Annotated in this window: 13 protein-coding genes; 10 read left to right on the top strand and 3 right to left on the bottom strand. The window is 64.2% G+C overall.

From position 1 onward, the window contains the following. Positions 1 to 50: 50 nt before the first annotated feature. From ACYOEI_RS36760 to ACYOEI_RS36745, 4 genes are read left to right on the top strand one after another with little or no spacing between them, the layout of a single operon-like run. A complete protein-coding gene (locus ACYOEI_RS36760) occupies positions 51 to 1,535 on the top strand; it encodes a lipopolysaccharide biosynthesis protein (RefSeq protein ID WP_462855372.1) in 1,485 nt (494 codons plus the stop codon). Between the two features lie 28 nt (positions 1,536 to 1,563). Further along, a complete protein-coding gene (locus tag ACYOEI_RS36755) occupies positions 1,564 to 2,721 on the top strand; it encodes a glycosyltransferase family 4 protein (protein WP_462855371.1) in 1,158 nt (385 codons plus the stop codon). 54 nt (positions 2,722 to 2,775) lie between these two features. Continuing rightward, entirely contained in the window at positions 2,776 to 4,320 is a 1,545-nt protein-coding gene (locus ACYOEI_RS36750) for a hypothetical protein (RefSeq protein WP_462855370.1), read from the top strand. After that, entirely contained in the window at positions 4,317 to 5,501 is a 1,185-nt protein-coding gene (locus tag ACYOEI_RS36745) for a glycosyltransferase family 4 protein (RefSeq protein WP_462855369.1), read from the top strand. The genes ACYOEI_RS36750 and ACYOEI_RS36745 overlap by 4 nt, the downstream gene beginning before the upstream one ends. Positions 5,502 to 5,544: 43 nt before the next feature. Here the strand turns inward: ACYOEI_RS36745 and ACYOEI_RS36740 are convergent, their stop codons facing one another. Continuing rightward, positions 5,545 to 6,792 carry a tetratricopeptide repeat protein gene (locus ACYOEI_RS36740; protein ID WP_462855368.1) on the bottom strand — a complete coding sequence of 416 codons (1,248 nt, stop codon included), beginning with the start codon at positions 6,790 to 6,792 and terminating at the stop codon, positions 5,545 to 5,547. 1,140 nt (positions 6,793 to 7,932) lie between these two features. Between ACYOEI_RS36740 and ACYOEI_RS36735 the strand changes: the two genes are divergently transcribed. The 3 genes from ACYOEI_RS36735 to ACYOEI_RS36725 all read left to right on the top strand — a co-directional run bounded on the left by ACYOEI_RS36735 (position 7,933) and on the right by ACYOEI_RS36725 (position 11,059). Further along, on the top strand, positions 7,933 to 9,021 hold the full coding sequence (locus tag ACYOEI_RS36735) for a DUF1559 family PulG-like putative transporter (protein WP_462855367.1): 1,089 nt from the start codon (positions 7,933 to 7,935) through the stop codon (positions 9,019 to 9,021). A gap of 224 nt (positions 9,022 to 9,245) precedes the next feature. Continuing rightward, positions 9,246 to 9,731 carry a hypothetical protein gene (locus ACYOEI_RS36730; RefSeq protein WP_462855365.1) on the top strand — a complete coding sequence of 162 codons (486 nt, stop codon included), beginning with the start codon at positions 9,246 to 9,248 and terminating at the stop codon, positions 9,729 to 9,731. A 104-nt stretch (positions 9,732 to 9,835) separates the two neighbouring features. After that, complete coding sequence (locus tag ACYOEI_RS36725; protein WP_462855363.1) at positions 9,836 to 11,059, top strand: DUF362 domain-containing protein; 1,224 nt, start codon at positions 9,836 to 9,838, stop codon at positions 11,057 to 11,059. Between the two features lie 167 nt (positions 11,060 to 11,226). Here the strand turns inward: ACYOEI_RS36725 and ACYOEI_RS36720 are convergent, their stop codons facing one another. Further along, the gene (locus tag ACYOEI_RS36720; RefSeq protein ID WP_462855362.1) at positions 11,227 to 12,453 is read right to left on the bottom strand and encodes a cytochrome c3 family protein; all 1,227 of its coding nucleotides are present in this window, start codon (positions 12,451 to 12,453) and stop codon (positions 11,227 to 11,229) included. A gap of 247 nt (positions 12,454 to 12,700) precedes the next feature. On the opposite strand from ACYOEI_RS36720, the gene rfbA reads away from it, so the two are divergent. Continuing rightward, complete coding sequence (rfbA, locus tag ACYOEI_RS36715; RefSeq protein WP_462855361.1) at positions 12,701 to 13,603, top strand: glucose-1-phosphate thymidylyltransferase RfbA; 903 nt, start codon at positions 12,701 to 12,703, stop codon at positions 13,601 to 13,603. Between the two features lie 12 nt (positions 13,604 to 13,615). Here rfbA and ACYOEI_RS36710 read toward each other — a convergent pair whose 3' ends face one another. Beyond that, positions 13,616 to 15,463 carry a protein kinase domain-containing protein gene (locus tag ACYOEI_RS36710; RefSeq protein ID WP_462855360.1) on the bottom strand — a complete coding sequence of 616 codons (1,848 nt, stop codon included), beginning with the start codon at positions 15,461 to 15,463 and terminating at the stop codon, positions 13,616 to 13,618. Between the two features lie 260 nt (positions 15,464 to 15,723). Between ACYOEI_RS36710 and ACYOEI_RS36705 the strand changes: the two genes are divergently transcribed. Together ACYOEI_RS36705 and ACYOEI_RS36700 are read left to right on the top strand one after the other, a co-directional pair. After that, positions 15,724 to 18,555, top strand: coding sequence for a 3-keto-alpha-glucoside-1,2-lyase-like domain-containing protein (locus tag ACYOEI_RS36705; RefSeq protein ID WP_462855358.1), 2,832 nt, complete (start codon positions 15,724 to 15,726; stop codon positions 18,553 to 18,555). 627 nt (positions 18,556 to 19,182) lie between these two features. After that, on the top strand, positions 19,183 to 21,948 hold the full coding sequence (locus ACYOEI_RS36700) for an ATP-binding protein (protein WP_462855356.1): 2,766 nt from the start codon (positions 19,183 to 19,185) through the stop codon (positions 21,946 to 21,948). Positions 21,949 to 22,119: the final 171 nt, after the last annotated feature.

Raw genomic sequence — 22,119 nt, 5'->3', positions numbered from 1 at the left:
AAGCGACCTCACCTTTGCGAACTCGCAACGCCTTATTGAATTTCGGAACGATGTTGTCGTTCACCCTGGTCACCACGGTGGTGGGCCTCTTCGTCACGCGATTACTCGTCGAATGGCTGGGGGAAGACAAGTTCGGAGCCTTCCGGGTCGTCCTCGACTGGCAAGCGTTCCTGAACCTGCTCGAGCTCGGATTGGGGGGCGCGATCGCCCCGCTCCTCGCCCGGGCCTTCGCGCACAATGATGAGCCGAACTTGCGGGGGACGATGGCGGCCGCGACGTGGGCCTACCTCCGCGTCTCGGTCGTGGCCGTCGCGGTCGGCGCGGCGTTGACGATGATCCTCCCCAGGCTTGTCACCAAGCTCTCGCCCGGCGACATTGTCGACCTTCGGACGGCCTGGCTCGTCGGCTTGCTCGGGTTCCTCGCGCTGAGCTTGACCCCATTCCGCGCGGTGCTCGAGGCCAGGCAGCTCGGCTACAGGGTCAATCTCCTCCTCACGGCGCAGGCCCTGCTCATCGCCGGGGTATCTCTCGCGTTCGCCAGCGCCGGTTGGGGGATTACCGGTCAGGCGATGTCCTACGTGATCGGGACCTGGACATTCGCACTCGCCGTGACGTTCCTGGTCTTCCGGAGCCATCCCACGCTCGTCCGGTGCTGGTCGGTCCGGGCCGATCTCGGCACCCATCGAACCCTCTGGACCCTGAGTGCGGCGACCTTCCTCTTCAACGTCAGCGGGCGGGTGAGCCTGATGGCCGACAACTCGATCGTCGGCTCGATGCTGGGGGCGAGCATGGTCACCTCGCTCGTCAACACCCAGAAGCTGACCGTGCTCTCCCAGTCGCTCTTGCAGGGGATCGGTGGGGCGACGTGGGCCCCCTTGGCCGAGCTCCACGCCAGGGGCGAGCATGAGGCGTTCAACCGTCGGCTCATCGAGCTCGTTCGCCTGGTCGCGATCATGAGCCTCGCCAGCCTGGGGCCGATCGTGGCGTTCAACCGACACTTCGTCGGGTTCTGGATGCCCCCCACGTTCCACTACGGCGGCGATGCGGTCGTGATCATCTCCGCCGTCAACGCGTTCCTGCTCTCGCAGCTCTCGCTCTGGGGCTGGTGCTTCGGGGCGACGGGAAAGACGGCGGTCCTCGTCCCGCTCGCAATGACCTCGGCGGTCGTGAACGTCTTCGCGAGCATCACGCTGACCCGACACTTCGGCCTGATCGGCCCGCTCCTAGGCACACTGACCGCGTTCCTCGCGGTGAACCTGTGGTGGCTCCCCCGGCTCATGCGACAGGTTTTCGGGACGTCACGGCTTGAACTGCTCCGGGCCGCGGCCGTGCCGCTGCTCTTCGGGATCCCGCCGACGCTCGGCCTCTGGTGGTTCACCCAGCATCATCGGCCGCCGGGATTCCTGGCGGTCGTGGCCGAGATGGGCGTGGCCGCCGTGGGCGTGGCCATCGTGAGCGGGGCGCCGGTCCTCCTGGATGTGAACGAGCGGCTCCTCTGGCGACATCGCCTGCGGATCGCCTTCTCGAGGGGTTGACGAGACTCGTGCGAGAAACCGACACGACATGAAAGTCTTGATGATTGGGCACTCCTACGTCGTCTCCCTGAATCGGCGCCTTTGCCGGGAACTGGCCCTGGCGGGCGGCTCCGAAGTCGACGTCACCGTGGCTGCACCCGCCACTTTCCAGGGCGACCTCGGGCCGATCCAGCTCGAGGAGGGCCAGGAGGAACCGTACCGACTCGAAGGGATCCCGGTCCGGGCCTCGAAGTCGCCGCACCTTTTCTTCTACTCGAACACGCTCCGACGGCTGCTCCGGGACGGGCATTTTGACGTCGTCCATGCCTGGGAGGAGCCTTTCATCCTTTCGGGCGGCCAGATCGCCTACTGGACGCCCGCGGAGAGCGCGCTCGTCTACTCGAGCTTCCAGAACCAACCCAAGACCTATCCCCCACCTTTCAACCTCATCGAACGCTACTGCCTCCGCCGAGCGTCCGCCTGGCTGGCGTTCGGCAAGACCGTGGCCGAGAACCTCCGCGATCGCGCCGGGTACCGCGATCGCCCCACCAGGACGATCCCCGTCGGGGTCGACCTGGACGTCTTCCGACCCGACCCCGACGCGGGCCGTCGCATCCTCGTGGGACTTGGGTGGAAGGAGCCTGGGCCGGCGGTCGTGGGCTATCTGGGCCGGTTCGTCCCGCAGAAGGGGATAGCCATGCTCATGCGAGCCCTCGACCGCCTCGAACCGGGCACCTGGCGAGCCCTCTGGGTCGGCGGAGGGCCCATGGAGGGCGAGGTCCGGGAATGGTCCGCAAAGCATGGCGACCGGTCGAAGGTGGTGACGGGCGTCGGACACGATGCCGTCCCCGAGTACCTCAACGCCATGGACATCCTCGCCGCGCCAAGCCAGACGACCCCCGCGTGGCGAGAGCAATTCGGCCGGATGCTCGTCGAGGCCATGGGATGTGGCCTCCCGGTCGTCGCCAGCGACTCGGGCGAGATCCCGCACGTCGTCGCCGACGCAGGCGTCATCTTGCCCGAGGCCGACGAGACGGCCTGGGTCGATTCGTTCCGGGGCCTGCTCGCCAGCGGCGAACGCCGGCACGACCTCCGCGACCGCGGCCTCGCACGCGCCCGAGACGAGTTCGCATGGCCGGTCGTGGCTCGGAAGACCCTGGATTTTTACGGATCCTTGTTGAAGTCGAAATCTCACGCACGCGTCTGAAGTCCTCCGCTCCATTGGTATCGGGGACTCGACGGTCCTACGAAATGAATGCCGATGAACTTCGATTCGAATCAAGGTCATGAGTTTCCCGGACCGGCCGAGACTGCGTCTCCCCGGGCGGGGCTAACGCGTGGCTGGATCGGTCTCGCCGTGTTGATGGCGGCCTACGCGGTACTCTTCGCGGCCTTCTATCCCCCGCTCGCGGGGATCGAGGACGAGGTGGGGTTCCTGAATCAGGCGATCGTCTGGTCGCACGGGGCGGTTTCCTCCGAAGGGGCCGGGCTCCAGGTCCCGCACGACTTCATCGAAGTACACGGCCGGCACGTCCCCGCGAGGCACCCGGGACGTTCGCTGGTGACCTTGCCGTTCTTGTTGGCCGGCGGGGTCCGAGCGACCTTCGCCTCGGGGTTAGTGCTCCAACTTGCGACGACGGCCCTCGCGGGCCTGGTTCTCGCCAGGCTCGGGCATTCTCCGCTCTGGGCTGTCCTTGTCCTTTTCCACCCGACCCTTGCGACGTACAGCCGTACCATCACCGCCGACTCGTCGGCCGGCGGGATGTTGTTGCTATCGGCACTCGCCTTAACCTCGACCTCGGCGTTGGCCGGTCCCTTGGCCGGACTCGGCGTCGGGGTCGCGGCCATGATGCGCTACCACGCCGCCCTGGCATTGCCCGTCGTGGCCGCCTCGTTCTTGCTCCCGCCGGCTCGGCCTCGCGCCTGGCGCGACGCGATCCTGTGCGTGGTCACGGCCGCGGCCTGCGGGAGCCTCATCGTCGGCTACAACTTCGTGGTCTACGGCACCGCCACCGAGCCGTTCACCGGAGGACGGGGGACATTCCAGCTCGACGTCTTCGTCCCCCACCTCGTCTTTTACAGCACGGCCCTGGCGGTCCTGTGGCCTGGCATGATCGTCGCCCCGGTCCTGGATCGGTCCCGCTTGCGTTGGATGGTCCGAGGGCTTTGCGGCGTCTTCTTCGGCTTCCTGACGTTCTACTACTTTCACGATAGTGGTTCGAGCTGGGCCGAGACCCTCGTGGTGGGCCAGCGACTGCTCCAGGTTGCGTTGCCGATCTGGATCGTCAGCTACGCAGGCGTCCTCGATGACTGGATCGTCACCCCGATCCGGCGGGCCCTGGGCGGACGCGTCTGGAACGCGCTCGTCGTGGTTTCGTGCGTAGTCCTGCTCGGGGCGATCGGCGTGGTCTTCAAGAAGCATCAAGGACACCTCAGGACCTTGCTCGAAGCCCGCGAGGCGGTCGTCGCGAACGTCCCGCCGAACTCGTTGATCGTCTATGCCGGAGCCTTCTTCAAGCTCGTCGACTTGCCCGGCGAGACGCCAGCCTATCGGATCAGGGAACTCATGTATCAGGATCGACCGAAGGAAGACCCGAAGATCCTCATGGAGGATCTCGGCCGAGAAACCGACTCGTGGTATCTCGCGGCGCTCGGACATCGGAATCGGGCCGAGACTCTATCCGACTATCCTCGGTCGTTGGTCGAACGGTTTGCGATGGTGGAAGTCCCGACGCATTCGTCCTCGCTTTTGCTCTACGTCCATCGAAAGGGGGGCCCGGTGCCGGGCTCCACGCCGAAGCCATGACGCCGACCCGCCTGGCCCTGGTTTGCGACTACGCCGAAGAAGGCTGGCCGAGCATGGACCTGATGGGGGAGATGCTCTTCGCCTACCTCGGTAGGGAGCACTCGGCCGAGCTCTCGGTCACCCCGGTCTGCCCGCCTTACCGACATCGCATGACCCGCGTGCCGATCGTACGAGGTCGAGGAGCCGCGCGGAATGCGGACCGGCTCCTGAACCGATTCTGGGACTACCCAAGGTCGCTCGGCCGACGAGCCAGGCAAGGCGAGTTCGACCTGTACCATCTCGTCGATCATAGCTACTCGCAGCTCGTCCACGCGTTGCCCGACGACCGGACGATCGTCACCTGCCACGACCTCGACACCTTCCGCTGTCTGCTCGATCCCGCCCGAGAACCGCGCCCGGCCTGGTTCCGAGCGTTCGCCCGACGAACCCTGGAAGGGATGCAGAAGGCCGCGGCGGTCGTCTGCGACAGCGAAGCGACTCGGGATGCGATCCTCGCCCATGACTTGTTGCCGGCCTCGCGACTCCACGTCGTCTACCTAGGGACGCACCCCGAATGCTCGGCGGAGCCGAACGCCTCGGCGTTCGACGAGGCCGCGACATGGCTAGGCCCCATCGACCCGCAGGGGCCCCCGGACATCCTCCACGTCGGGTCGACGATCCCTCGGAAGCGGATCGACGTTCTGCTCGACGTCTTCGCCGCGATTCGTCAGGCCCATCCGGGGGCGCGCCTGATCCGGGTCGGGGGCCGGATGACCTCGACCCAGGAGGAGAGGGCACGGGAACTCGGCATCCTCGACGCGGTCGTCTCATTGCCATTCTGCTCGCGAGCGACTCTGGCGGCCGTCTATCGGCGTGCCACTCTCGTCCTCCTGCCGAGCGAGGCCGAAGGCTTCGGCTTGCCCGTGGCCGAGGCGCTGGCGAGCGGCGTCCCCCTCCTGGCCAGCGACCTCCCGGTCCTCCGCGAGGTCGGTGGCGATGCTCCCGTCTACCGTCCGGTCGCCGACGTCCCCGCATGGACCGAGGCCGCGCTCTCCCTCCTCGAGGAACGCCGGGCCAACGATCCGGTTTCGCGTTCGCGACGGGACGCCGGACTCGCCCGGGCCAAGATTTTCAACTGGTCCCACCACGCCGATCAACTCGCCGCGATCTATCGCCAGGTCCTCGGCAATCGCCCGAGGTGAAGTACGCCTCTCGGTCGAAGGGCCGACTCGTAACCGCGACCCCTCAGCGTGTCTGAACCGGGGCAGGGGAGGGGGCCTTCGATTGGAGGCGATAGAAGTTCGCGAGCCCCGGGTTCCCCGACCGCTCGTGGTAATCGGCCACCAGGCGGCAGGCCTCGGGTTGTCCGGGGGTCGCCCTCAGGATCTTCTCGGTCCAGCGCTCCCCTTCGGGACCATGGCCGTGGGCGAACATCCAACCGGCGACCTCGAGTTGGATCGCGACATCGTGGGGGGCGTGGACGAGCTTTTCCTTGATCTTGTTCAGTTCTTCGTTGTCGGCACGCAAGCGTTTGACGATGTCGAGCTCGTCCTTCGACTCCTCCTGACGCCCGAGCCGACCGAGGACCAGGACCCGATCGTATCGCGCGTCGAGGTCGAAGGGGTCGAGCGCGATCGCCCGGCCCAGTCGCTCGAGGGCCGGCTCGAACCGGTCTTGCTTGAGGTCGATCTCGGCGCGTTCGCGTAAGGCTTCGACGTTCTTCGGGGAAAGCGCGATGGCCCGGTCGAAGTGGAGGATCGAGGAGGCGGTGTCTCCGAGCTCCGACGCATTGTTGCCCGCCCCGACGTGGGCCTCGGCATCGTCCGGGCAAAGGGCGAGATAGGCGTCGAATTCCTTCGCGGCCTCCTGGTTGCGATGGAGCTTCAGGAGTTCCTTGGCCAGCCCGATCCGGGCCTTCGTAAGCGTCGGGTCGAGGGCGACGGCCTTGCGATAGTCCGCCAGCAGCCTCGAGCTCTCGCCTGGGACGCGGTTGTCGATCTCGACGCGCCAAAAGTAGGCCTTGGCACTCCCGGGAGCGTCCGCGATCCAACGGTCGATGACCGCCATCGCCTTCTCCAGCTCGAAGTACTCGAGATAGATCCTGGCGACGGCCTCCTTGAGCATGGGGTCGGGCGTCTTCCTCGACTCGTACTCGCGGATCAGGACGGGCCAGGCGTCTCGATAGCGGCTCTGCCGGACCTGGAGCAGGGCCACGACCAGCTCGACCTCGGACTCCGGGGCACCGAGTTCCTTGGCTCGCTTAAAGCTCGACGTGAACTCGTCGACCCGATCGAGCGCGAGCATGGCCCTCGCCTTGGTCAGGTGGGCTTCGGCCGAGCGCGGGGAGGCCTGCAACCAGGAGTCGATGGATGGCAATGCCTTGGTGAACTGTCCGGACGCCATCGCCTTGCGGGCGAGGAGGGCTGCCGGAGGGACGGACTCGGTTCGCAACCAGGAGAGGGCCGAACCTACAGCCGCCACGATGGTTGTCAAGACGAGGACTCGCACCAACGTGAGCCGAGGGGGGGACGCCGGTACCGCCCGGGACGTCTCGGAAGACGACGGTGCCGCCATTGTTGGGATGACCCCTTTGAAACCTTCGCGGGCCGCTTCGCCCGCCCTGCGACCTTAAATACCGACCTCGCCGGACGGGAACCCGCAATGAGGTGATTATATCGATCGGACGATTTCGGAATCCATCCCGGACCGGGACGACGCTCATCGATAATCGATTTGAAGCAGAAATTTATGAATAGCTTAAGCACGTAGGAGGTCGGAGTTCCCGAAGATCGTTTCCTGGGGGTCGTGGCGTGCTAGTCCGACCATGATCCGTCGCGGGGGGTCTGCGGATAGAGGAAATCAACCGGTCGAGTGCACGACAACCTTGTCAAATCACGCACGATTCGAGCTGGTTAACCGAATTCGTTAAAATGTGTAAATCCAAAAGGATGAATTCGGGACGCCGTACTTTTACGGACTTCGTTGACCGAATTTCATAGGGCGGTCCAATGTTCTTATTTGACAAGAGTTACCGGAAATAGCTTGGACGCACGCGGAAATATGGCAAAAATGTGTTGCGCGACTGCGATCTCTATTGTGACGACTATCTCTGCGCCTCACTGATCCGAGGAGGCGTCCAGACCGGCAACCATCCATGAATTCGTTCGAGGTCCACCGCTCCTCATCCCGGGTGACGGCCGAGCGTCGGTACAGTCATCCCTGTCGTGGGGATGGTGCCGGTGGATTTCCCTTGTTCGGATCGATCGATCGGCCGGTGGTGGTTCAGGAGGGGGTGCTCACGCGGCCCCGACGTTGTGGCCGGGGGGCCGGGAGGCGTTACCTGCAGTCCTCCGGGACGTCACCCGTTCCCACTGAAGCTGTCTGATGTGAGGTTGCAGGTCCTGTTTGCGGTCGTGTCCGTCTTTCGAAGAGTCTGGTCGAGGTCGATGTTCGACGTCGGTCATGCCGGAGGCGGCAAGGCCGAGGGATGTTAATCGGCTTATGTATTATTGATCAAACACGGTGCCGTCCGTAGGACGTCATCGGGCCGAGAACCCCACCAGAGCCGGTCGAGGCCGACCGGTTGCCGTAGAACGAATCGTTTTCCCCCTCAAGTACTCAAGGAGTCATCCGATGGTTTTGTCTCGACTTCGGAAGCCCCGCTCGGGCTTCACTCTCATCGAACTCTTGGTGGTCATTGCCATCATCGCCGTCCTGATCGCGCTCCTCTTGCCCGCCGTGCAGTCGGCCCGCGAAGCCGCCCGACGCGCCCAGTGCGTGAACAACCTGAAGCAGATCGGGTTGGCCATCCACAATTATCATGACTCGTTCGACATCTTCGTCCCGGGTGCCATGGCGACCAACCCGAGCCAGGGGTGGGGTGCGTGGTCGAACAACGGGATGTCGTGGCGGGTCCTGATCCTGCCCCAGATGGAACAGAACCCCATCTTCAACTCGATCAACTTCGGCCTGCACGAAGGGGGCGACTCGAGCGCGGCGATGGCCACCGCCTGGTACACGACCGTCAGCGTGTTCCTCTGCCCTTCGGACGGCAAGCATAACAACGGCTTCCTTCCCGCCAACACCTCGACCGGCGTCTACCCGATGTACGGCCCGCCGGCGAAACCGGGCGGAGGCGCGGCGGCCTGCCCGGTCGTGAACTACTACTTGAGCTTCGGCGACAATTACGCCATCGGTGGCCTGACCGGAACCCAGAATCCCTGGGAAACCCCCTGCGGCGCCACCCTCGCCCCCGGCCAGGCGACGATCGGCTTCGCCGGATTCTGGGGCACCAGCTATGACTGCGCGGTCTCGAACGCCAACGGTGGCGGCGTGATGCGAGGCTTCTCCGACTACCGGACGATGCACACGACCAACATGGCCGGCGTCACCGACGGAACGAGCAACACCATCCTCGGGGGTGAAGGCCTCCCGGCCGAAGACCCCAACAGCGAAATGTGGACCGCCACCGGTGCCGCGCTCGGCACGACGATCCCGCTCAACTGGAAGACCGAGGACCCCAACGGCGGCTTCGGGTCCGACGTCTGGACCTCGCGCTTCAGCTACGCGGCCCGTGGTTTCAAGAGCCGACACCCCGGCGGTGCCAACTTCCTGTTCGCCGACGGTTCGGTCCACTTCCTGAAGAACTCGATCAACAAGGTGACCTACGTCAACCTCGGCAGCCGCAACGGCGGCGAGGTCGTCAGCTCCGACGCCTATTGATCGCGACCGTGGAAGGGGAGGGGCCGGTCTCGAATGGCCGACCCCTTTCCTTTCGCACACCGAATCCAATCGACCACACCGGGCCGCCTCGGCGATTGAACGTCCGAGGCGGCTTTCTTTCGATCCATCCCACGGCGGCAACTCCGGAGGGTGCGCGGCGTCGGATCGCCGCTCTCCTCCGTCGCCGCTCCCGAGTTTTCAAGATGACCCACGATATTCCGGCCATGCACGACGTTTCGAATCGGATGCGGCGTCTCGGCCTTCTGGCCACGATCGCCGTCGTCATTTCCGGCTGTTACGACGATGGGCTCTCGAAACGATATCCCGTTTCGGGTACCGTTTCCTATAACGGAAAGCCCGTCGAGAAAGGCGTCATCACCTTCATCTCGGACGGTGGCGATGGTCGTTCGGCCACCGGCACCATCGAGGGAGGGTCGTACTCGCTCACAACCCTGACTCCCGGCGACGGCGCGTTCCCTGGCAAGTACAAGGTCACCGTCGACTCTCGATCGCCCGACATGGCGGCCGCCGAGGCGGCCGGCAAGGCCAAGGGGGCGACGAGCGTGATGATCCCCCAGGACTTCGTCGCCAAGGCTTATAAAAAGGCCAAGAGTGCGGTCCCCAGCAAGTACAACAGCGTCGGTAAGACGGACTTGACCGCGGAAGTGAAGGAAGGGAACAACACTTTTCCGTTCGACCTGAAAGACTGACACCGGGACGGCCGATTCACCTCGCCGGGGCGTCTCACGCCCCCGGCCGAGCCCGGGAGGACTCGGCGTACTCGTTCGACGGCCCGTTCGGAGGACCCTCAGACATGTCCCATCACCATCCCTGCGGCGGTATGAATCGTCGCCACTTCCTGGCGGGCGCGGCGGCCGCTCTCCCCATCCTCTCCGCCAAACGGGTCTCGGCCCAGGAGCCCAAGGCTGCCGCGGCCGATCCCAAGTCGTTCAAGGACAAGCTTGGTGCACCGGGGCCCTTTCCCGGACGGGTCGTCGAGGTCCGCAACAAGGGCATGATCAAATCCGGCGTCAAGAGCCGCGAGGCGATCCGCAAGACCCTCGACAAGGGCATGAAGCAACTGACCGGGGCCGATGAGGCTGTCGACGCCTGGCGTTCGTTCTTCGAACCCGGCGACGTCGTCGGCGTCAAGGTCGTCCCGAACGGCTATCCCCTGGCCGAGAGCTCGCCCGAGTTGATGCTCGAGGTGATCGAGGGCCTCAAGGCCGCCGGGGTCAAGACCTCCGACATCTTCGTCTATGATCGCTACCGCAGCGAGTTCATGGGCGGGAAGATGCACGAGCACGTGCCCCAAGGAATCCGCTGGGGCGGCCTGACCCCCGAGGACGACGGCTCCCAGCTCCTGCTCGATTGGCCGGGCTTCCGTAACGACCCGCTCGCCGGATACGACCGCGACGAGTTCGTTGAGATGAACCTCGTCAGCCGGGGGAACGACATCAAGGACGACCGGAACTTCCGGTCCCACCTCGGACTCTTCCTCACGAAGCGGGTCAACAAGCTCGTCATGCTCCCCGTGCTCAAGGACCACGGCTCCGCCGGGGTCACCGGTGCGCTCAAGAACATGAGCCACGGCTCGGTGAACAACGTCGCCCGTTCGCACAGCACGCCGGATACGAACGCGTGTAACATGTTCATCCCCGAGGTCGTCAGCCACCCGATCATCCGCAAGAAGGCCGTCCTCCAGATCATGGACGGCATCCGAGGCGTCTTCCAGGGCGGCCCGTTCGCTCACAACGTCAAATTCACCTGGGAATACAACGCCCTCTTCTTCGCGACCGACCCCGTGGCGCTCGACCACGTGGAATGGACGATCATCGACGCCAAGCGCAAGTTGCAGAAGCTCCCGCCCGTCGCGGGCACCGGCAAGCTCGCCGGAGACCCGCTCGGCACCGAAGGGTTCGATGTGCGGCAGCCGCAGCACATCACGCTCGCGTCGTCGCTCGGGATGGGCTACTTCGACTTCAAGTCCCCCCTCGGCCGTCGATTCTCGATCGACCACCGCATCGTCCAGGCCTGAGTCGAAACATTCGGAAACAAGTCGCCGCGCCTCTTCGAGGGTGCGGCGATTTCATGCGCAGGATTAATACAGGGGGGGGCACCACGAAGGACACAAAGGGAATATTGGAAATCGAGTTTAGGCTTTAATTATCCTTTGTGTCCATTGTGGTGAACCCTCCTCGCTTGCTACGGCAAGCCCTTCAAAGTTGGAGTTTCCGTCGGGATCTTGGGGATATTGTGGAGCGTCCTCGAGGTGTGGGCGACGTCGACCACGGTCGACTTCGGCATGTGGCAAGACACGCAGTCGTCGAGGGGGTTGAGAGAGAGCCGCTCGGGCTTCGGCAGCGAGCATCCTCGCTTTTCGTGGCACTCGAGGCAACGGCCACGGTAGAATGCAACCTTCTCGCCGGCGTCGGGAAGTCGATGCGGGTCGTGACACGAGAGGCAACCGAGACGGCTGTTGCTCTTTTGATAGCACCGGCTCTCGCGCATCTGTTCAACCTGCCCGACGGCATTTTTGCGACTGAGAGGGTCGCCGGCCGAAGAGCTGACGGACACGAATTCGTCGAACGCCAGACCTGGGCGATAGTCGAACGGGGAACGGCCCGGCCGGTTGACGCGCCTGCCCCCTTGATGATGGCACTGCTCGCAGACCGCCTCTCGGAGCGGGGGGGAGAGGTCGGCGGGATTGACGATCGTGGGATCGTCGTGGCTGACGAATTCACGACGATTGGCATGCCGCTCCCCAGGCCCGTGACAGCGCTCGCAGCCGATGGACAGTCCGAGGAAGATCAGGGGTTGTCCCGGCGATTCAACGACCCGGTCCGCATGGCAGTAAAGACATTCGGATGTGACGAGCCTGTCGAAGTGATAATTCTTGCCGCGGTATCCCGGCGCGAGGTCCCATCGTCGCGTCTCGGAGTACCACGAGAGGGGAGATTGATACATCTTCCCCCCTCGCTCGAGCAGGAAAGCGATCCCATGCGTCCCCGAGCCGAGGGCGTACTGGACTTCGGCTTCGGTCGTCTGCAGCACCCGCCCGGCCGAGTCGCGACGCTCCTCTCGGTGGAAGACACGCCCGTCCCGGCGTTCGATGGAATAACGGAGGTCGTCCACGTCGAGGACTTGGCCGACGGATTTCGGTTCGACCTCGGCGGCGGGTGACATCGAACGGCCCATCGGGTGTTGATGGTACGTCTTCGCCAGCCCGGCATGGCAGCGGCTGCACACCGCGTCTCCCACGTAGGCCACGCCGGCCTGAGTATTCTCGTAGACGCGGCTTCCAGCTTCGACAGCGACTCGTGTGCTCTCGGGCTTGAGGGCCTCGCCTCGGGGCCAGACGGCCCACGAGAGGCCGGCCGACACCAGGACGAGGACGAGGACCGCCGGGATTGGTCGTCGAGCGAGGCGCATCGGTTGGTCCTGGGGGGAACAGCGAACCGTCCAAAGGGCACCTTCCGGCTCGGTCGAGTCCTTTGTCGGGATCAGGAAGTCCGTGCCTGGTCGTCATCATCGACGAGGTTCCGAGAGGCTGGTTCCAGGCTATCAACGGTGTCCTTCCACGACTAGACGCGTCCTTGCCGACCAGGGGGTTCTCCCGATAGCATGGCCCTCGGCGAACTCGCCGAAAGTCCACCGGGCCGTTGGGGTTCAGATTGCGATGGAAGACCAGGCGGAGGCGCCCAAGGGGATCATCCTGGCCGGGGGCTCGGGGACCAGGCTCTACCCGCTGACGCGGGCGATCAGCAAACAACTGTTGCCCGTCTACGACAAGCCGATGATCTATTATCCCCTGTCGGCCCTGATGCTGGCGGGGATCCGCGAGGTTTTGCTCATATCGACCGCCGAAGATATCGGCAACTTCGAGCGTGTCCTCGGCGACGGTCAGCATCTCGGGATGTCGATCCGATACGCAGTGCAGCCCCATCCGGGAGGCCTGGCGCAGGCATTCCTGATCGGTCGAGAGTTCGTCGGGACGTCGAACGTCGCCCTGATCCTTGGGGACAACATCTTCTACGGCCAGGGGTTCCAGAAGATGCTCGCCCGCGCCCGTCAGCAACGGTCGGGGGCGACCGTCTTCGCCTACTTCGTCAAGGATGCGCGGCGTTACGGAGTCGTCGAATTCGACTCCCTCGGCCAGGCGGTCTCCATCGAGGAGAAGCCGGCCAGGCCCCGATCGAACTTCGCGGTGACGGGCCTTTATTTCTACGACAATCAGGTGATCGATATCGCCGCGAACCTGGAGCCGTCCCCTCGGGGTGAACTCGAGATCACGGACGTCAACCGCGAGTATCTCGCCCGTGGCCAACTCCGCGTCGAGCGCTTCAGCAGGGGGTTCGCCTGGCTCGACACCGGCACGATCGAAGCCTTGATCCAGGCCGCCAACTACGTCGAGACCATCGAGTCGAGGCAGGGGCTGAAGATCGCCTGCATCGAAGAAGTCGCCTATCGGATGGGTTACATCAGCGCCGACCAACTCGTGGAGCTCGCTCGCCGGATTCCCAACGACTATGGGCGATACCTCCTCGACCTCCTCCGGTTCGAGGATCAGCCGGATCCTTGAGGACTGGGACGATTATTTCTCGACACCGAGGCGACTCGCTTCGGCGAAGTCTTCCTCGGCGTGCGCCTTGTCGCCCAGCTTTTGGTAGGCCACGCCTCGATTCGTGTAGGCGCCGGCGAGTTTCGGGTCGAGAGCAATCGCGGCGGTCAGGTCCTGGACGGCGCCCGCGTGGTCGAACATGGCGATTCGAGCGGTCCCTCGGTTGAACAGGGCCTGGGCATCCTGGGGGCGGAGCTTGATGGCGCGGTCGAAGTCTTCGATCGCGGCGTCGTGCAGGCCCATGTTGGAGTACGTCCCGCCGCGATTATTGAGGGCGGGCACGTTGTCCGGGTCGACCGCCAGGACCTCGCTGTAGGCGACGAGGGCCGAGACATAATCGCCGGCCTTGAAGGCGTCGTTGCCGACCTCGATGAAGGACTTGGGGCGGGTTGGCGGAGGGACTGTGGCGGTTTCCTTGACGACCGGCGGCGAAGGCTCGATCGGAGGACTTTGGACCTTGGTGATGACCGACGGGCTGACGCGTTCAGGCTCCTCGAGCACGGTGACGATCGGCTTCGGGACGACCGAAGGAGTGGAGGGGGCCTCGCCCGAGCGCGAGGGGATGGGCTCAGGGACAGGTAGCGGCTTGGTCCTGGTGCGAGCGGCGTCGGGCAACTGGATGTGCGTGAGCACAAAGGTAAGAGCGGCCAATCCCAGCACCGTCGCAGCCAGGGTTGCCCGAAGCCTCCAGGGACTCTTCGGTTTCACCGCCTCCCGCACGGCTTGAATGAACGTCCGGCAGTCGGGCCAACGTTTGGCCGGATCCTTGGCGAGGGCACGCCTCACGATGGCCCGTTCGCGAGGAGGGAGCATCGAAAGGTCCGGCGGTTCCATCAGGTGGCCATGCATGAGCGCTTCCGCGGTACCTCGGAATGGGGGACGACCTCCGCGGAGCTGGCAATACGCCACGGCGAGCGAGTACTGATCGGACCGGCTCGACGTCTCGCCTCGGAAGAACTCCGGCGCCGAGTAGACCGGTGTTAATGCACCCGAGTGAGCCGTTGCCGACGTCTCCAACAATCGAGCGAGTCCGAAGTCGGCAATCTTCACGCCACCACCGACCAGCAGGATGTTTTGCGGCTTCACGTCGCGATGCTGAACGCTCATCGACTTGCCGTCGAACAGGTGCCGTCGCTCGTTGAGGAAGTCGATCCCCTTCGCGGCTTCTTCGAGATACCCCACGAGCTCGTCCGCCGGGATCCCGACCAGGCCTTGGGCGTTGGCCTGGTTCAGGCGGTCCATCAAGGTCCCTTCCGCCAGCTCCATGCCGATGACCAGGTTGCCATCGACCTGCCATGCCGCGAACGGTGACATCAAGTTCGGGTGTCGGATCCCCTTCGTCGTCTCGAAGGCGCGAAACTCGATCGTTCCCTGGGTCGCGTCGAGCCGGACGAATTTCAGGGCGACCTGAACTCCCCCGGGGGCTTCCGCCTTCCAGACCTCGCCGAAGCCTCCCCGGCCGAGGAGCTCGGTCAGCCGGAATCCCTCGAACTCCGCGAGGCTTCGCGGCAAACGAGGGCTTGGCCCTCGGGCCGCCCCGCCCATGTTCCGGAAGGTCGACTCGACCGAATCGATCTCCAGGGCGGGGAAACGCGTTTGGTACTCCTCGAGTGTTGGCGATTCTCCTCCCTCTCGCCGCAGCGTGGCTTCGGTGACGATGAGGACCGAGAGCAGGCTCGATCGCTCCGCCTCGTCGACCCGGCCGAGCATATCCTCGATCCGAGGACGACCGCCTCGCCGCCACTCCGACGCGAACTCGGAGCCGTAGCGGCCGGTGCGATCGCCCCTCGCGAATCTTCCCTGGTCTCGGTCGATGCTCATGACGGTCGGAGCCCTCCGCAGTCGGCCTGAGAGATCCATCGATCGCACGCCTCAAAGGGGCCGTCCAAGTGGGTTCTCGCACCCTCAAGAACGCAAGACGGCGACAGTCCGGACACAATCCAAAAACATTCTAAATCCTTGGCCTGCAAGCGTCACCGAGAATTGCTTCCTCACGTAAGGCGACGTGTTCAGCGAGCCGGGGCGAGTCGACGCATGACCGGCGAGATCTTCTCAAACACGTATCGATGGAGCCTTGATCGATGACGTTTGCCAAAGCCCTGAGCATCCTCGCCATCGTCGTTTCACTGGCCATCCCCACCCTGTCGAGAGGCCAATCAACCGGCCCGTTGACCGAAGACGGGATGACTCGCCTCGTGAAAACGTTGAAGATCAAGCCCGAGGCCGTCGCCGGCATGGTTCGCAACCGGGGGATTGGCTTCGAGGCCGATGCGGCGACCCTCGGTCGCCTAACGAAGGCGGGTGTCCCTGAACTCGTCCTCGATGCGATCACCGAGGCCGGCAAGAAGGCCGAAGAGTCGAAGGCCGCCCCCGGTGCCGAACAGGCGGTGACGTTCGACGAGCTCGCCGAGATGGTCCGATTCAAAATCCCCGACGACGCGATCCTCGAGCGGATCAAGGGGAGCGTCTTCACTCTCGGCATCGACCAGGCCGCGGAGCTCAAGAAGCTCGGCGCGTCCGAGACTCTCCTCAAAGAGCTCGGGGCCGTGAAGACCCTGGACCCTTCTCGTGAGATCGCCAACCTCGCCATCCTCGTCGATTGCTCGGGTAGCATGTCGGAGGGCACCGCCGACGGGTCGACCAAGATGGAGGCGGCCAAGCGTGCGGCGATCGAATTGATCCGGAACGCTCCCGAGGGTCTCTATCTTTCGCTGATCATTTACGGTCATGACAAGGCCCTTCGCTGCGAGGCCGTGAGGGTTGTCCGCCCGCTCGGCGCGATCGATGCCCGGGGGCGGGATTCCCTCGTCAGGTCGGTCGGGCTGTTGCAACCTTCGGGTTCGACTCCGATCGGCCTGGCGCTGAATGTGGCGGGGCGAGAACTACTACGGTCGCAGGGGCCTTCCGGTGTCGTGCTGATCAGCGACGGAAAAGAAATGTGCAACGGCGACCCGGTCGGTGAGGCCGCCCAGCTCGCCAGGAACCTGAAGTTGAAGTTCGGCGTGCAGGTCGTCGGCTTCGGCGTCCGACCCGACGAGAAGGCGTCCCTGAAGGAAGTCGCCCGAGCAGGTAAGGGGGGATACTTCGACGCACCCACCCCGCAGAAGCTCCAGGGCGTGACCTTGATGCTGGCCAAGGCCGTCGCCGAGGGAAAGAAGCCCGTCATCGTGGAAGAAGCGGGTGAGTCCGGCTTCCATCCCCTCTTCAACGGGCAGGACCTCGCCGGATGGGTCGTCGACAGCGGCGACCCCGACGCCTGGCATGTCGAGGACGGCGAGCTCGTCGTCGATGGCAGGGCTCCGAACTCGGGCTGGATCCACACCGATCGGGATTACGCCGACTTCATCCTCAAGCTCGAATTCAAGACATCGGAGGGGGCGAACAGCGGCCTGGCGTTCCGGTCAATCTCGGGCGAGAACTATATCTCGGGCAAGAGCTCAGGCCTACCTCCTCAAATCCAGATCACGGACGATTTCCACCCCGACCGCGACGCCCGCCTCCATCCGATCAAACGTTGCGGCGCCCTCTACGACCTGGCCATCAACAGGCCGGCGACCCTGAATCCGGTGGGGACGTGGAACACGATGCGGCTCGAGGTCAAAGGCCGATTCGTCCGCGTCCAGGTCAACGGCCATTCGGTCCTCGAAACGGACTTGATCAAATATCTCGGCAAGTCCAGGCAGTTCCCCGGCATCCAAAGGCAATCCGGACGGATCGGCCTCGAGAACTGGATCGGACAGGTGCGGTTCCGAAACATCGAAATCAAGGAGCTCGCCGGCCCGGTTGTTCCCGTCGAACGAGTCAAGGTCAGCAAGCCCGTGCCGGCTCCTCCTCCAGTGGCCCGCGCCGTCGAAGAAGAAGAGCCTGCGGGCGAACCGGAGCTTTACACCTTCAAGGTTCACGAGCCTGGCACGGTGCTGCTCAGGACCCTGTACGACAACAAGCGACTCGTCTCGGTCGGACGCGAGGGAACGCTCCGACTCTGGGATCTGTCGACGGGGAAGGATTCGACGATCCTGGCCGACGATGTGAAGGACGTGGTCGACATCCAAACCTCGAAGACCGACCCGTTGATCGCCGTGGCCCTGGCTAACGGGAAAGGAATCATCTGGGACGCGGACGGGAAACAGAGAGTCTTCTCCGAAAATTCCAATCACCAGATGTCATCGGTCGCATTCAGCCCCGACGGGAAGCTGGTCGCCTTCGGTGTCGGGGACGGGACTCTCAAAATCTACGATGTGGGGTCCGGGAGCGAGACCGTCGAGTGTGTCGGGCATGGCGGTGCGCTCAAGGCGAGAGAGATGGTATTCTCGCCCGATGGTCGCTGGCTCGCGACCGGCGCCGCCGACAGCAGCATTCGCATCTGGGACGTGGCGACGGGCAAACGGAAGAAAACCATCGCCGACCTGCGCGATCCCTGGTCCGTAAGCTGGACCGCCGCCGGCGATCGTCTGTTGTTCATCGACGGCGGAGAGGAACACGTTTTCGACGCGGAGGGCGGGAAGCTCCTCTTCAAGCACGAAGCACCGACGACAGGGGCCGGCCCGAGTCGGTTCCGCGAATCTCCGGACGGCCAATGGCTGGTGGCCTTCAGTTGGAGGGATGGACTGTTCGACATCCGCGACGCCAAGACCTTCAAGAGCCTCGAAGGTCGGCAATATGTCCCGGAGAATGAGTACTTCCTCCTTCGGAGCAAGCCGGCTTTACTCACGCACCAGGGGCTCCGCATCTTCACCACCAGGTTCGTTATCGCCGGCGGACAGGTCGACTCCGGCAAGATTCGGATCGTGCAAGAGCATACAAGTCCGATCGTGACATCCGCATTGACCGCCGACGAAAAGTACTTCGCCACCGCCGATGAAAAGGGCATCATCAAGGTTTGGTCGGTGGCTCGGCTCCTCAAGCCTGAATGAGCGAAAGGGCTGCGAACTTTCTGAGACGAACGCCCCGGACCGCTATCCTCGCCGATAGCGATCCGCTGCGTCTGGTCGTTCGGAATTTTCCCCCTCGGCACTCCCATCGAAGACGGCTCGCGATTCTGCTTCGGGGTCAGGTTGCTTTATAAGAGCCCTTCGATCGGTTAGCCTGCGATTACCCTCTCTTTGATACAAGCTCGAAGCGCCAGCGAGTGAATCCTCTTCAATTTCTCCCGTGGAAATTCGCTCGCTTGCGCCTCGGGCTTCTAAAAAGTCACTCTGGGGAGACATCGGGTGGTTGCGTGCCGAGCGTCGTCCGCTCCCGAGGTCGCTTTTACCCCCTTACGGCATGCGAAATGTGTGAGAAGATGACCCGTCGATACCGTCCGGAATGGTTTGACGACGAAGATCGGCGTGCGTTGAGTCTCGTCCCGGACAAAGACGCCTGTACAGAGATGGATACTTGCGGCGGACCCGGATCCGATTTTTGCGGCCAACTCGCCAAGCGATCGGGTTTTACGAAAATTGACAAATGGCGACGCGGCTCCACGGGCGAGCTGAGGTCTGCCATACCGGTGAGTGTGTTCGGCCCGATTCCTGCCTCATTCTCCCTTGGATTCGCCGATGAGCCGACCGGATACGGAGATCGACCTCTCAAATTGCGAGAACGAGCCCATCCGCATCCCGGGGGCGATCCAGCCACACGGGGCGTTGATCGCTGTGGGGGTGGCCGACATGATCGTCTCCCATGCGAGCGAGAACCTGGATGAGCTTTTCGGGATCGCGGCGACCGACGCCCTCGGTCGGCACCTGACGGATTTGGTCGATGATGTCGACTACGCACGTGTTGCGACGGGCATCGCGGCCTTGAAGGACGAGACGGCACCCAAATACCTCTACACCGTCCGCACCAAGGGGGGCATGGCCGGGTACGATGCGATTGTGCATCGGGCCGGGGACCGCATCATCCTCGAGTTCGAGCCGATGCGGAACGCGGTCGGCGCTTCGGTGGCCGACCTGTACCGGATGACCCAGGGTGCGGTCACCGGCCTGCGCAAGGCGTCGAACTTGAGCGAGATGTACGCGCTCTGCGTCCAGTGGGTCCGGAAGATCGCGGGCTTCGACCGCGTGATGGTATACCGCTTCGATGCCGAGTGGAACGGCATCGTCATCGCCGAAGCGAAGCGTGACGATTTGGAGTCGTTCCTGGGGCTCCATTACCCCGCCTCCGACATCCCCAGGCAAGCCCGAGAGCTCTACTCGCAGAACTGGCTCCGGTTCATCGCCGACCGCGAATACCAATCCGTCCCAATCCAGCCACCCGCCGGGCCCACGTCGCCCGTCCCGCTCGACTTGAGTTACGCGGTCTTGCGGAGCGTCTCGCCGATCCACATCGAGTATCTCCGCAACATGGGAGTGGGAGCCTCGATGTCGATCTCCCTGCTGAAGGATGATCGACTCTGGGGCCTCGTGGCCTGCCACCACTACACTCCGAGATATGTCCCCTACGACATCCGCACGGCCTGCGAGCTCCTGGGTCAGGTGATGTCGATGCAGCTCGTCGGCCGCGAGGGGCGAGAGGAAGCCGTCTACGGCGAACGAATGGCGTCGATCCGGATGGCCCTGGCAGACCGGCTCTGGCGGATGGAACAGGTCGGGATCGCGCTGACGGATGTCGAGCCGACGATCCTGGATCTCCTCCAATCCAGCGGGGCGGCCGTCATCCACGGCGACGAGGTCACTCGCATCGGCATGACTCCCGCGGTCGAAGAGATCCTCCGAATCGCCGAACGCCTCGCCGAGCGGGAACACACCGAGCTCTTCCACACCGATGCCCTCGGCGCGATGTTCGGCCTGCACTCGATCGGTGCCGTGGCCGCCGGGCTCCTGGCGATCTCGATCCGCAAGGGGAACCGCGACTGGGTGATGTGGTTCCGACCCGAACAGGTCCGCGAGGTCGACTGGGCCGGCGACCCCTCCAAGGCGGTGGAGAAGGGGGGCGACGGGGTCCGGCTCAGCCCACGAGGGTCGTTCGCCCTCTGGAAGCAGGTCGTTAGGGGCCGGAGCCAGCCCTGGTCCTCGGCCGAAATCTCCGTCGCCTCCGACCTCAGGCGCGACTTGGCCGAGGCGATGCTCGGGAGGGCCGCCGACCTTGTGAGGCAGAACCGGGTCCTGAGGAAAGGGGACGCCGACAAGGAAGAGATGCTCGCCAGCGAACGCGCGGCCCGCAGCGAGGCCGAGCGCATGAACCGAATCAAGGACGAGTTCGTGGCAACCCTCTCCCACGAGCTCCGCACCCCTCTGAATGCCATCATCGGTTGGGCCCAGATCCTCCGCCGCGGTGGCGACATCGAGGATCTCCGCGAGGCCAGCGAGGTCATCGAGCGCAACGCCCGCGTCCAGGCGACGATGATCGAAGACTTGCTCGACGCCAGCCGCATCACCTCGGGCAAGCTCCGCCTCGACCTCCAGTCGATCGACCTCACCACGGTCGTCGAGGCGTCGATAGAGACCGTCACTCCCGCGGCCCAGGCGAAAGGATTGCGGATCGAGCGACTCCTAGACCCGCTCCACCATGTCAAGATCTCGGGCGACCCGACCCGCCTGCAGCAGGTCTTCTGGAACTTGCTCTCGAACGCCGTCAAGTTTACGCCAAAAGGGGGGAAGATCCAGGTCATCGTCGAGCGCATCGACTCCCACGTCGAGGTCAGCGTCTCCGATACGGGGCAGGGGATCGAGTCGAGTTTCCTCCCCCACGTCTTCGATAGGTTCCGCCAGCAGGATGCCGCGAGCAACCGCACACACGGCGGACTTGGGTTGGGCCTCTCGATCGTCCGGCACCTCGTCGAGTTGCACGGAGGTACCATCTACGCCCGGAGCGCCGGCGCAGGTCTCGGCGCCACGTTCGTTGTCTCGCTGCCCCTGCGGGCAGTCTCCGATACCGAGCGTCGGACCGGCGTCCATCCGACCCGAGCGACCGGGCCGATCGATGAGGAGACGCACGACCTCAAGGAAGTCCGCGTGCTCCTGGTGGATGACGAGGCGGATGCGCGGTCGATGATGCGCCGAATCCTCGAAGACTGCGGCGCCGCCGTGGTCACCGCCGGTTCCGCCGAGGAGGCCCTCACCGAGTATCGCAGCGGCTCCTTCGAGGTCATCGTCAGCGACATCGGCATGCCCGGCGTCGACGGATATGAGTTCATCAGACGACTCCGCCAGCTCGAGTCCCAAACCGGAGTTCCCCGGTGCCCGGCCGTCGCCCTGACTGCCTATGCCCGCCCCGAGGATCGTCGACGCGTCCTGTTGGCCGGTTACCAGATCCACGTCGCCAAGCCGGTCGACCCCGCCGAACTCACGGTCGTGATCGCGAATCTGGTCGGTAAACTTTAAAAGTCGATCCTTCGCATTCTAACCCTAAACCAAGCGTATCGAAGACCCTCTCACGCCCCTCCAACTTGGATTTAAGGGGTTTTGGCAACGGCACTTGCGCGAGCGTGTGCGTTTTCGAGTGAGCGCCTCTTCGATTTCCATAGTTTCGTGGCATGCCTTGTTTTATAGGGC

It is taken from the genome of Singulisphaera rosea (assembly GCF_054877945.1).
This window is presented reverse-complemented; position numbering and strand designations above follow the sequence as displayed.